We start from the raw sequence: 12301 nt of genomic DNA on the forward strand, positions 1-12301 counted from the left end.
TCAAACACAAGGTTTGCAGCCCTATGGCACATGACAATAATACTCCCGTCATCGACCCGGTAAAACTTGAACGTCTGGCCGAAGTCGCCGTGCGCGTTGGCTTGCAATTGCGCGAAGGTCAGGATCTGGTCATAACAGCCCCGGTTGTTGCGTTACCGCTTGTTCGTTTGATTGCGAAACACGCCTATAAAGCGGGTGCAGGTATTGTGACGCCGTTCTTCTCCGATGATGCGATTGCGCTGGCGCGTTATGAAAATGCTTCGGACGAGAGTTTTGATCGTGCAGCCGACTGGCTCTATGAAGGTATGGCAAAGGCTTATGCCAATGGCGCGGCGCGTCTCGCGATCGCAGCCGACAACCCTATGCTCTTGTCCTCACAGGACCCTGCAAAGGTGTCGCGCGCCAACCGTGCCAATTCCAAGGCCTATCAGCCAGCTCTCGAAAAGATCGCGGGCTTCGACATCAACTGGAATATCGTTTCCTATCCGAACCCGGAATGGGCGAAGCTGATGTTCCCGGCTGATGCGGCAGACGATGCGACCCGCAAGCTTGCTGATGCGATTTTTGCAGCCTCCCGCGTTGATGTGAATGACCCTGTTGGTGCATGGGCAGCGCACAATGCGGCATTGCGCACCCGCACGCGTTTGCTCAACGGCAAGGCTTACAGCGCGCTGCATTTCAAGGGTCCGGGCACGGATCTGACGGTTGGTTTGGCCGATGGTCACGAATGGCATGGCGGCGCCTCCACAGCGAAAAACGGCATCACCTGCAATCCGAATATCCCGACCGAAGAAGTGTTTACTACGCCACATGCGCTGCGCGTTGAGGGACACGTATCGAGCACCAAGCCGCTCTCGCATCAGGGTACGCTGATCGATAATATCTCTGTGCGTTTTGAAGGCGGTCGCATTGTTGAAGCCAAAGCCAGCCGTGGCGAAGAAGTGCTTAACAAAGTTCTGGATACGGATGAAGGCGCACGACGCCTGGGCGAAGTTGCGCTCGTTCCGCATTCGTCGCCAATTTCGCAGAGCGGACTTCTGTTTTACAACACCCTGTTTGATGAAAATGCTGCGAGCCACATCGCGCTCGGCCAGTGTTATTCGAAATGTTTTGTTGATGGCGCGAAGCTTACTCAGGAACAGATCAAAGCACAGGGCGGAAATTCAAGCCTCATTCACATCGACTGGATGATCGGTTCCGACAAGATCGATGTTGATGGCGTTAATGCCGACGGCAGCCGCGAGCCTGTCATGCGCGGCGGTGAATGGGCCAACTGATTTAAAAAAGGCCGGGGGTTTCCCGGCCTTTTCTTTGTAGTCAGAGGGCTATCCGTTTTGATGTTATGACGTGCCGAAAATGGTGAATTTCGAGAACCGGAGCGGAATGTACTTAAAGGTACATGAGCACCGGAAACGCAGAAAAATGCCATTTGCAGGCCGTCAGAGCGTCAAAATCAGTTCTTTTCCTGAACGTGGGCTTCCAGGAACCAAAGCGCCTTATCAAGGCTGCGCGATGCAGCTGTGAAAATATCGGCCGTGGTGTCGTCACCGGCTTCATCTGCATCTTTGATGGACTGGCGCACGAGGTTGGCCACATCGCCGTAGCGCTCAATCAGAGCTGCGAGATGGTCGTGCACGGCATATATATCGGTTGGATAGGCTTTAAGTTTGGTGTCTTTTGCGACAACCTGTGTGGTGCCATATGCCGTTCCGCCGAGCTGTACAGCGCGCTCCGCAATGGTATCCACATGATCATCAAGATCTGCACGGAATGTATCAAGCAGTTCGTGGACAGCGATAAACTGAGGACCCTTGAGATTCCAGTGTGCCTGCTTGGTAATAAGAGCAAGGTCAATGGTTGCCGCCAGATTTTCGTTCAGCAGCGCAATCATTGTTGTCTTGGTGTTGGAGGGAAGATCGTTGCGGGTTGCATGCATCGACTTCTTGGACATTTGATCCTCTTATCCTTTGCACGATCCGACTGATGTCACAGTGATCTATATATCGCTGAGTGAAGGCAAATTAGCTTTCTGAAACCGCCCCCGCCGGATCTTTATATAAGGCCGGTTTGGATAGGGTAATTAGATTTAGCCCCGCATCCGATCTTAAAACGCTCTGCACGGCATTTTGTTCCCGAGAACGCTGTTAAATTTGGCACAATTCATGTGTTTTGCTTGTGGCACAACGAATTCTGATTTACCCGATGGCTTATGAAGATACTTGCCCTTGATACCGCTTCCTCCTGGTGTGCTGCCGCAATTTATGATTCCGGCACCGATAGGCTTCTCGCTGAAGTCAGCGAGAATATTGGCAAAGGACATGCCGAAGTCCTGATGGACTATATCGGGCGCGTGACAGTGGATGCCGGAATTGCCATGACCGATCTTGATCGCGTGGCCGTCAATATTGGCCCAGGTTCGTTTACCGGTGTGCGGATTGGTGTTTCGGCAGCGCGTGGTTTCGCGCTGGCGCTTTCGCGTCCGGCAATCGGAGTTAGTGCATTCGATGCGCTTGCATCGGAAGTGACGATCAGTCATCCGGGAAAGCCGGTTCTGGTGCTGCTTGAAGCCCATCGTGGCGAAATCTATGCGCAGAGCTTTGATGCCACGGGTTCGTCTGTCAACAGCCCATTGGTAATCCCACGCGATGAAGCGCTGGCGCTTATTGAGCAGCAATCTTCAGAGACGGTGCTGGCAGGCTCTGCCGCAGATACACTCAATGAAGCGCTGGCGGGAACATTCAGCACCGCACGTGTTGAACCAACCGCACGGATCGGCACTTATGCAAAGCTTGCAGCATTGCGCGAACCGGGCGAAGCACCAAAGCCGCTATACATGCGCGGACCTGATGTGAAGCCGCAGACTGGTTTTGCGCTGCCACGTAAGGCAGGTGGAGAATAAGATGTTGGGCTTTTCGCTCCCACGCTTTGGGCGTAGGCCTGTTTCGGTCGAGCCGCTTGGCGCTAAGGACAGCGGAGAAATTCACCGCGTTCATGCGCTGTCTTTTCATCATAGCTGGAGCTCAGATGATTTCCGCTCGCTGATTGCGCAGGATAACGTGTTTGGCTTTGTGGCTCGGCCAGAGGGCAAACCCGGTAAAGCATGTGGCTTTGTGTTGGCACGGCTGGTTGCAGGTGAGGCAGAAATTTTGACGATTGCGGTTGCTGATGAGGTGCGCAAGCAAGGTGTTGGCCGCTCGTTGATGGATGCAGTGCTGCGTTATCTTTATCAGCAACGGGCGGAAACGCTGTTTCTGGAAGTTGATGAAAACAATGTTGCGGCACTCGCGCTTTATCGCCGGATCGGTTTCAACAAGGTGGGTGATCGTCCGGCCTATTATGAAACAGAAAAAGGTCGTTCATCGGCTTTCATTCTGCGGCGCGATCTGGTGAGGCCGCAATGATCGGTGCAATCCGCATCATTTTAGTGGTTGTGGCGATGGTGGCTCTCAGCCTGTCGCTCATCCCGTTTCAATATGTGTTTCTGAAACTCAAAAACACATGGAAGCGCCGCCTGCCGAATTTCTTTCATCGTATCATTGCCCGCTTGTTCGGTTTCCGCATTACGATTGTCGGTGAGATGCGAGAGGGCAGGCCACTGTTGCTGGTCGCCAATCACACATCATGGAGCGATATTGTCGTTCTGTCGGCGGCGGGTCAGGTTTCGTTCATCGCAAAATCGGAAGTGAAAAGCTGGCCGGTCTTTGGCTTTTTCGCCGTGTTGCAGCGCACGGTCTTTGTCGAGCGCGAACGGCGCGGCAAGACAGGCGAGCAAACCTCCGACATTGCAAGACGTCTGGCCGATGGCGACGCGATGGTTCTGTTCCCGGAGGGGACGACTTCGGATGGCAATCGTGTGTTACCGTTCAAGACCGCACTTTTTGGGGCGGCACATGCCGCCATTCGTGAGGCGGGTGTGCCAGAAGTGATCGTGCAGCCGGTGGCAATTGCCTATACCGGCATGCACGGGATGGCTATGGGCCGTTATCATCGCCCGATTGCCTCATGGCCGGGCGATGTTCAGTTGATGCCACATCTCAAAGGCATCCTGAAAGAAGGCGCGATCGACGTTGAAATACGCTTTGGCGAGCCGATTGTGGTGACTGCTGAAACGGATCGAAAGGCACTTGCCCGCACGATGGAAAATCGGGTGAGGGCGCTTTTGCAGACGTCGTTGCATGGTCGCGAAATCGTTGAGGATTAAGAGCGTAAGTTTGTCGCCTTCCAAAGCGGCGATAAAAACGCTAGATAGCCGCGCATGAGCGAAAATATGACCGATATCAAGACAAACCCGGATGGCAGCAACACACGTAAGGTCTTTGTGAAGACTTATGGTTGCCAGATGAATGTCTATGACAGCCAGCGCATGGCGGATAGCCTAGCCTCCGAAGGCTATGTCACCACTGACACACCTGACGATGCTGATCTGGTTCTGCTAAACACCTGTCATATTCGCGAGAAGGCTTCGGAAAAACTTTATTCAGCGCTGGGTCGCCTGCGCAAGATGAAGGAAAAGCGCGGACCAGACGGCAAGGAACTCACCATCGGCGTTGCTGGTTGCGTGGCGCAGGCCGAAGGTCAGGAAATTTTGCGCCGTGCGCCCAATGTTGACCTCGTTATCGGACCGCAGACCTATCATCGTCTGCCTGATGCGCTGGCGCGGGTGCGTGGCGGCGAAAAGGTTGTCGAAACGGAATATGCGATCGAAGACAAGTTCGAGCATCTGCCGGCACCAAAGCGTGAAGAAACCCGCAAGCGTGGTGTTTCCGCGTTTCTGACGGTTCAGGAAGGCTGCGACAAGTTCTGTACCTTCTGTGTCGTGCCTTACACACGCGGTTCAGAAGTCTCGCGCAGTGTTGCGCAGATTGTTGCGGAAGCCGAACGTCTTGCCGATAGCGGCGTGCGCGAACTCACGCTTTTGGGCCAGAACGTCAATGCATGGCATGGCGCTGGTGATGATGGCCGCGAATGGGGCCTTGGCGAACTTCTGTTCCGCCTCGCACGCATTCCCGGTGTGGCGCGTCTGCGTTATACGACCAGTCATCCACGCGATATGGACGATACGCTGATCGCAGCGCATCGCGATCTGCGCCAGCTGATGCCTTATCTGCATCTGCCGGTTCAGGCGGGTTCGGACCGTATTCTTAAGGCGATGAATCGCCGTCACAAGGCCGATGAATATATCCGTCTTGTCGAGCGTATCCGCGAAGTGCGCCCGGATATGGCGCTATCGGGCGATTTCATTGTCGGCTTCCCCGGCGAAACTGATCAGGATTTTGAAGACACGATGCGGCTGGTGCGCGAAGTGCATTATGCGCAGGCCTATTCGTTCAAATATTCGCCGCGTCCGGGAACGCCGGGTGCTGATCTTCCCGACCATGTGGAAGAAGCGGTCAAGGATGAGCGTTTGCAGCGTCTGCAGGCGCTGCTCAACGAGCAGCAATATGCGTTTCAGGATTCGCTTGTTGGTCGTGAAATGGATGTGCTTCTGGAAAAGAAGGGCCGTTTCGAGTGCCAGATGGTCGGTCGTTCTCCGTGGTTGCTGCCAGCCATTATCGACAATAATGACGATGAGGTCGGCGAGATCATCCGCGTAAAAATTACGGGGACGGGCACAAATAGTCTTATTGCGCAAAAGCTCCGGTGAGAGCATTATAGCTCTCAGGCAGTAGTCGCGGTGAGTAGTCTTTAACCGAACGTTCTGCTGGTACTGCGATTGCAATGCGTGAACCTTTGGGAGATGCGTTTGAGCGCTACGGAAAAACTAAAGCCTGCCAAGCCAACCATCCATACGCAAACAAACACAATTTCAAGCCCGGCTGCGAGTTCTGCTATTAGTGCGCCATCCGGGGCCTCCGATATGGCCCATATCGTTCTCACCTTCGATAATAACCGCCTTGCCAGTGCGCTTTACGGCCAGTTCGATGAGAATCTGGCGCGTATCGAGCAGAAGCTCGGTGTCGATGTGCGTTCACGGGGTAACGAGCTTTCCATTCGCGGAGAGCCAACGGCCACCGAACAGGCCCGCCGCACGCTTGATCAACTTTATGAATATTTGCAAAAGGGAAATGAGCTGACCGCTTCCGATGTCGATGGCGCGATCCGCATTGCCATTGCTGCGGATGATCAGCTGGTCTTACCAACTCTTGAAGCCAAAGGGAAAATGTCGGCTGCGCAAATATCGACGCGCAAGAAGACAATCTTTGCCCGCACACCGACGCAGGACGCCTATATGCGCGCGCTTGATCGTTCGGAACTGGTTATGGGTGTCGGACCAGCGGGTACGGGCAAGACGTATCTGGCCGTTGCCCATGCCGCGATGTTGCTTGAACGCGGTCTGGTCGAGCGTATTATTCTGTCACGTCCTGCTGTTGAAGCTGGCGAGCGTCTTGGCTTTTTGCCGGGTGACATGAAGGAAAAGGTCGATCCTTATCTTCGTCCGCTCTACGATGCGCTTTACGACATGATGCCGGCGGAAAAGGTCGAACGCGCCATTACGGCGGGTGTGATCGAAATTGCACCGCTCGCTTTCATGCGTGGCCGTACACTGGCGCATTCGGCGGTTATTCTCGATGAAGCACAGAACACGACATCAATGCAGATGAAGATGTTCCTGACCCGTCTTGGTGAAGGTTCGCGCATGATGGTCAATGGCGATCCAAGCCAGATCGATCTTCCACCCGGCCAGAAATCGGGTCTCGTCGAAGCGTTGCGTGTGCTTGAAAATGTCGAATCGGTCGTCAAAGTACGCTTCACCGAGAAGGACGTGGTGCGTCATCCGCTGGTCGCAGCAATCGTTACCGCTTACGACACTGACGCAAAAAAGCACGCTCGCTCAGAATAATTCAAAATTATTCTTGTATTCGCGTAGAATAATGACGATTTATAATATTCCGTCCGCTTTTCAGCGGACGGTGTTTTTTTAACAACCGGAAGGATAGAGCGGCTGTTTCATCGCAAGCCGCAGCCGACGTGTCAGACAACGCGATCCAAATCGACATTATGATCGAAGCCGGCAATTGGCCGGAAGAAACGGTCCTGGAAGGACTCGTGCAGCGCTCCGTAGAGGCGGCTTGGAATAATCTCCAGCTTAAGCCTGCCGAGAGCGAACTAAGTCTGGTTTTTACCGACGACGCTTCTATCCGCAAGATCAATGCTGAGTGGCGAAACAAAGACAAGGCAACCAATGTTTTGTCTTTTCCGGCCTATCCTGTAAAGGCTGGCGAGCAGCCGGGCCCGATGCTGGGTGATATCATTATCGCGCGCGAAACGGTGGAGCGTGAGGTTCTCGAAGAGGGCAAGCCGTTCGAGAACCATCTCACGCATCTCGTGGTGCATGGCTTTTTGCATCTTTTGGGTTACGATCACGAGACTGAGGAGGAGGCCGAAGAGATGGAACGTCGCGAACGCGAAATCCTTCATGCCCTTGCCATCCCTGACCCTTATGCTGTATCCGATTGAAACGTTGAAACAGATTGATCATGGCTGACCACAACAATTCCTCGACCGCTGGCGATAGCCGAAGCGACACACAAGACGCCGAAGGGCAAAGTACGCAGCGCTCGCAATCGAGCGAAAAGCGTTCTCTTCTGGCAAATATTTTTCCATTTATGCGTTCGCGCCAATCATCGTCTTTGCGCGAAGATTTGGCTGATGCGCTTTCAAGCACTGAAAGCGAACAGGATTCAGCTTTCTCGCCTGAAGAAAAGGCGATGCTCAACAACATTCTGCGTCTGCGCGAAATTCGCGTCGAAGATGTGATGATCCCACGCGCGGATGTTGTCGCGATTGAAATTTCCACACCGCTCGGGGAAGCGCTGGAACTGTTTGAAAGCTCCGGCCACTCACGCATGCCTGTCTATGCTGAAACGCTGGATGATCCACGCGGCATGATCCATATCCGAGATGTGCTGAATTACATTACGCAGCAATCCCGACAGAAGACCGACGCGACGAGTGCTGCGAAGTTTGACATGGGTCGTATCGACCTCACGAAGACGATCGGTGACCTTAATCTTATTCGCAAAGTGTTGTTCGTGCCGCCATCGATGTTGGCGAGCGGACTGATGGCACGCATGCAGGCGGCGCACATTCAGATGGCTCTGGTCATTGATGAATATGGCGGCACCGATGGTCTTGCCTCGCTCGAAGACATCGTTGAAATGGTTGTCGGCGACATTGAAGACGAGCATGATGACGAAGAGATTATGATCTCTGAAGAAGCCAGCGGCGTTTTTGTCGTCGATGCTCGTGCCGATCTGGAAGAATTGGCTGAGCGGATCGGTCCATCTTTTGAGGCCGGAGAGCATGGCGAGGATGTGGACACTATCGGTGGCCTGATTTTCTCCGTTCTTGGACGCATCCCTGTGCGCGGCGAAGTCGTGCAGGCTATTGCGGGATATGAGTTTCATGTGCTGGAAGTCGATCCCCGCCGCGTGAAGCGGGTTCGCATTGTGCCACTTTCGGAATCAGAAAGTCATCGCGCACATCCAGTTGTCAGCACGGATGATGATACATCCGGAAACACCACGGACACGTCCAAAGAGGTCTGATGATAGAGAGATTTGCGGGGAAGATCTCTTCATTAAGCGGCTGGCGCCGGGCGCTGGTCGCTTTTCTCAGTGGTGCGATTGCGACACTCACCCAACCGCCTTTTGATATTTTTATCGCCGGTTTTGTCACATTCCCACTGCTGGTCTGGCTGATTGACGGTGCAGTACCCGATAAGGAAAAAGGTCCGATCCGTCGCTTTTTCCCGGCTGCTCTGATCGGTTGGTGGTTTGGCTTTGGCTATTTTGTATCCGGCTTGTGGTGGATCGGTACTGCGCTTCTCGTTGATGCGCAACAGTTTGCCTGGGCCATACCGCTTGCCGTTCTGGGGCTTCCCGCCTTTCTGGCGATTTTCTACGCATTGGCCGCGATGGTTGCGCGGCTTTTCTGGTCACAGGGCATCGGGCGCATTTTTGCGATGGCACTCGGCTTCGGTTTGACGGAATGGCTGCGAACATTCGTTTTCACAGGCTTTCCGTGGAATGCGCTGGGCTATGCCGCCATGCCCACGCCAATGATGATGCAGTCGGTCGAGATTGTGGGCCTCATTGGTATGAGCGCATTTGCAGCGCTGGTGTTTTCAGCGCCTGCTTTGCTCAGTGGCGGTCGTTTTGCCAAGACCGGGCTTGGTTTGGCCGTTGTTCTTGTCGCCACACATATCGGTTTTGGCGCATGGGTTTTGTCGAATGCGCCAGCGCTTGATACTGATCGGACAACGCTTTCAATTCGCATCGTTCAGCCGTCCATTTCGCAGAGCCTGAAATGGGACAACAATGAACGGCGGGCGATCTTTGATAAATTTATCGCCATGACTCAGCAGGCACCAGCAGAGGGTGCGCCGAGGCCAGATGTGGTGATTTGGCCTGAAACTGCGGTTCCCTATATTCTTTCGTCAACACCAGAAGCGCTTAAGCGCATTGCCGATGTGGTTGGCGATGACCAGGTGCTGTTGACGGGAGCAGTGCGCGAAGAAATCGTGCCGCGCCGCGATCCGCGTTATTATAATTCTATCCTGACGATCAATGGCGACGGTAAAATCGTCGATTATACCGATAAGGTCCATCTTGTGCCTTTTGGAGAATATCTGCCATTTGAGCGCTATCTGCGCAGTTGGGGAATGCAGGAAGTGGTCGAAATGCCCGGCGGCTTCACCGCTGCAAAGGCGCGTCATGCGATCAACGTGATGGAAGGTCAAACCTTTCTGCCGTTAATTTGCTATGAAGCAATTTTCCCTGATGAGCTTTCGTATACCGGACGAAAGGTGACGGCGATTGTGAACGTCACCAATGATGCGTGGTATGGCGATACGCCCGGACCTTATCAACATTTCAGACAGGCGCAGGTGCGATCCGTCGAGCAAGGCCTCCCCCTCGTTCGTGCTGCCAATAATGGCATATCTGCTGTCGTAGATGCTTATGGACGAATCATTCAGGAGCTACCTCTTGACGCGGTAGGGGTAATTGATGCTTATTTGCCTGAAGAGCGTGTGCCATTTTGGGGCAGTGCGCCCAGTGGCAAACAGGCTCTTGCAATTCTGATTGTGTTATTCGCCGTATGCGTGTGGTTGAGGTTGTCTTTCCGCAACCGTTTTCATTGACATGGCCATTTTGTTAAGTTGTTATATTCGGGCGGTGATGGTTTTTTTCGAAAACCAGTCTGACTACCTCCCACAATGATTATTATCTCTGTTTTTTTGAACAGACCATGAATGAAAGCTCGCGGTCGCGAGGAGTGAAACTGTATGATTGAGAATAAGAAGAAGCCCAACCCCATCGACGTGCATGTGGGCAGCCGCATTCGTCTTCGCCGCAATATGTTGGGCCTCAGTCAGGAAAAATTAGGTGAAAGCCTAGGAATTACTTTCCAGCAGATTCAAAAATATGAAAAAGGCACCAACCGCGTTGGCGCGAGCCGTCTTCAAGCGATTTCGGCCATTCTGACTGTACCAGTATCGTTCTTTTTTGAAGACGCGCCGGGTTCTTCGGTCACGCAGGCGGGTTTCGCGGAAGACAATGAAGCGACTTATGTTGTCGATTTCCTCAACTCGAACGAAGGCGTTCAACTGACCCGTGCATTTACGAAGATTTCTGATCCAAAAGTTCGTCGGAAAATTATTGATCTTGTGAAGTCGCTCGCCGCAGAGGGTGAATAACGCAGTTTTGTTCGCAAACGGGCATGCCGGAAGGATTTTTTCTGTCATCTTGGCCTTGCAACAAGAATATGCATTGACGGTTTAATCCTAACTTCGCTAACACAATGTTGTGCCCGGACCATAGACAGAGGTTCCGGGCGCTACTGTGTTTCCATGGCGGATATTTCATCCGTTGGATTTTCAAGAGGGGTTACCCGTGTCGCGCAGTTCTTATCTCTTCACCAGCGAATCGGTGTCTGAAGGTCATCCGGACAAGGTTTGCGATCGTATTTCCGATGAAATCGTAGACATGATCTATAAGGAAGCGCGCCGTACCGGCGTTGATCCCTGGTCTGTTCGTGTCGCATGCGAAACGCTTGCCACTACCAATCGTGTGGTCATTGCTGGCGAAGTCCGCGTGCCTGAAACTTTCCTGAAGAAGAATAAGGACGGCACAATCGCGCATGACGCGGCGGGCCATCCCCTGATTAATCCATCACGCTTCCGCTCGGCTGCGCGCAAGGCGATCCGCGAAATTGGTTACGAGCAGGATGGCTTTAACTGGCGCACTGTGAAAATCGATGTGTTGCTGCATCCACAATCTGCTGACATTGCGCAGGGTGTGGATAATGCTGCCGACCGTCAGGGCGAAGAAGGTGCAGGCGATCAGGGCATTATGTTCGGCTATGCTTGCCGCGAAACGCCGGATCTTATGCCAGCGCCGATCTATTATTCGCACAAGATTCTCGAAAAGCTTGCCGAAGCCCGTCACAAAGGTGAAGGCGATCCGGGCAAGCTCGGACCTGATGCGAAGAGCCAGGTGACTGTGCGTTACGAAAACGGCAAAGCCGCTGAAGTAACGCAGATTGTGCTTTCCACGCAACATCTCGATGCCAGCTGGGATTCAAAGAAAGTTCGCTCGGTTGTAGAGCCCTACATTCGCGAAGCGCTGGGTGATCTTCCAATTGCAGCCAACTGCAACTGGTACATCAATCCGACCGGCAAGTTTGTTATTGGCGGACCAGATGGTGATGCGGGCCTTACAGGTCGCAAGATCATCGTGGATACATATGGCGGTGCAGCCCCGCATGGTGGCGGCGCATTCTCCGGAAAAGATACGACAAAGGTTGACCGTTCGGCAGCCTATGCCGCGCGCTATCTCGCCAAGAATGTGGTTGCAGCCAATCTTGCAGATCGTTGCACGATCCAGCTTTCTTACGCCATTGGTGTTGCACAACCGCTTTCGGTCTATGTCGATCTCCATGGCACGGGCAAGGTGGATGAAGCAGCTGTCGAGGAAGCGTTGCGCAAGGTCATGGACCTCTCGCCAACCGGCATCCGCAAGCATCTTGATCTCAACAAGCCGATCTATGCCAAGACGTCGTCTTACGGTCACTTTGGCCGCAAGCCGGGTCGTGATGGTTCTTTCTCGTGGGAAAAAACCGATCTCAGCAAGGCGTTGAAGGCAGCACTTTCAGCCTGATTGATCGCATTTCCAGCAAAAGTGCGCAGCGGTTTTGCATAGGACAATGCGAAAATGAAATAGGGAGAGCATTTCCAGCAAAATTGCGAAGCAGTTTTGCATAGGATAATGCGTAAAAAAGAGTTAGAGCGGTTCCTATG

The 12301-nt window shown here is 53.4% G+C and carries 12 protein-coding genes; 11 read left to right on the forward strand and 1 reads right to left on the reverse strand.

The annotated features are described in order from the left end of the window. The first annotated feature begins 23 nt into the window (after nucleotides 1-23). Nucleotides 24-1277 (forward strand): aminopeptidase, encoded by a 1254-nt coding sequence (locus tag RI570_RS06725; protein WP_313827644.1) that lies wholly within the window; start codon nucleotides 24-26, stop codon nucleotides 1275-1277. 176 nt (nucleotides 1278-1453) lie between these two features. Here the strand turns inward: RI570_RS06725 and dps are convergent, their stop codons facing one another. Then, the gene (gene dps, locus RI570_RS06730) at nucleotides 1454-1951 is read right to left on the reverse strand and encodes a DNA starvation/stationary phase protection protein Dps (RefSeq protein WP_313827646.1); all 498 of its coding nucleotides are present in this window, start codon (nucleotides 1949-1951) and stop codon (nucleotides 1454-1456) included. Nucleotides 1952-2209: 258 nt separating this feature from the next. Between dps and tsaB the strand changes: the two genes are divergently transcribed. The 10 genes from tsaB to metK all read left to right on the forward strand — a co-directional run bounded on the left by tsaB (nucleotide 2210) and on the right by metK (nucleotide 12161). Beyond that, nucleotides 2210-2899 carry a tRNA (adenosine(37)-N6)-threonylcarbamoyltransferase complex dimerization subunit type 1 TsaB gene (gene tsaB / locus RI570_RS06735; RefSeq protein ID WP_313827647.1) on the forward strand — a complete coding sequence of 230 codons (690 nt, stop codon included), beginning with the start codon at nucleotides 2210-2212 and terminating at the stop codon, nucleotides 2897-2899. Nucleotide 2900: 1 nt separating this feature from the next. Next, nucleotides 2901-3401 (forward strand): ribosomal protein S18-alanine N-acetyltransferase, encoded by a 501-nt coding sequence (gene rimI, locus RI570_RS06740; protein ID WP_313827648.1) that lies wholly within the window; start codon nucleotides 2901-2903, stop codon nucleotides 3399-3401. Continuing rightward, nucleotides 3398-4201 (forward strand): 1-acyl-sn-glycerol-3-phosphate acyltransferase, encoded by an 804-nt coding sequence (locus RI570_RS06745; RefSeq protein ID WP_313827649.1) that lies wholly within the window; start codon nucleotides 3398-3400, stop codon nucleotides 4199-4201. The genes rimI and RI570_RS06745 overlap by 4 nt, the downstream gene beginning before the upstream one ends. A 54-nt stretch (nucleotides 4202-4255) precedes the next feature. Continuing rightward, complete coding sequence (gene miaB / locus RI570_RS06750; protein WP_313827651.1) at nucleotides 4256-5644, forward strand: tRNA (N6-isopentenyl adenosine(37)-C2)-methylthiotransferase MiaB; 1389 nt, start codon at nucleotides 4256-4258, stop codon at nucleotides 5642-5644. 99 nt (nucleotides 5645-5743) lie between these two features. Beyond that, nucleotides 5744-6841 carry a PhoH family protein gene (locus RI570_RS06755; RefSeq protein WP_313827652.1) on the forward strand — a complete coding sequence of 366 codons (1098 nt, stop codon included), beginning with the start codon at nucleotides 5744-5746 and terminating at the stop codon, nucleotides 6839-6841. Nucleotides 6842-6969: 128 nt separating this feature from the next. Then, a complete protein-coding gene (ybeY, locus tag RI570_RS06760) occupies nucleotides 6970-7458 on the forward strand; it encodes an rRNA maturation RNase YbeY (protein WP_313827653.1) in 489 nt (162 codons plus the stop codon). A 20-nt stretch (nucleotides 7459-7478) separates the two neighbouring features. Further along, nucleotides 7479-8549 carry a hemolysin family protein gene (locus RI570_RS06765; RefSeq protein WP_313827654.1) on the forward strand — a complete coding sequence of 357 codons (1071 nt, stop codon included), beginning with the start codon at nucleotides 7479-7481 and terminating at the stop codon, nucleotides 8547-8549. After that, nucleotides 8549-10144 (forward strand): apolipoprotein N-acyltransferase, encoded by a 1596-nt coding sequence (gene lnt, locus RI570_RS06770; protein ID WP_313827655.1) that lies wholly within the window; start codon nucleotides 8549-8551, stop codon nucleotides 10142-10144. The genes RI570_RS06765 and lnt overlap by 1 nt, the downstream gene beginning before the upstream one ends. 144 nt (nucleotides 10145-10288) lie before the next feature. Continuing rightward, complete coding sequence (locus RI570_RS06775) at nucleotides 10289-10699, forward strand: helix-turn-helix domain-containing protein (protein ID WP_313827656.1); 411 nt, start codon at nucleotides 10289-10291, stop codon at nucleotides 10697-10699. Between the two features lie 196 nt (nucleotides 10700-10895). After that, a complete protein-coding gene (gene metK / locus RI570_RS06780; RefSeq protein ID WP_313827657.1) occupies nucleotides 10896-12161 on the forward strand; it encodes a methionine adenosyltransferase in 1266 nt (421 codons plus the stop codon). The last annotated feature ends 140 nt before the right edge of the window (nucleotides 12162-12301 follow it).

Origin of the sequence: Brucella pseudogrignonensis (assembly GCF_032190615.1) — a bacterium.
Classification (GTDB): Bacteria; Pseudomonadota; Alphaproteobacteria; order Rhizobiales; family Rhizobiaceae; genus Brucella; species Brucella pseudogrignonensis_B.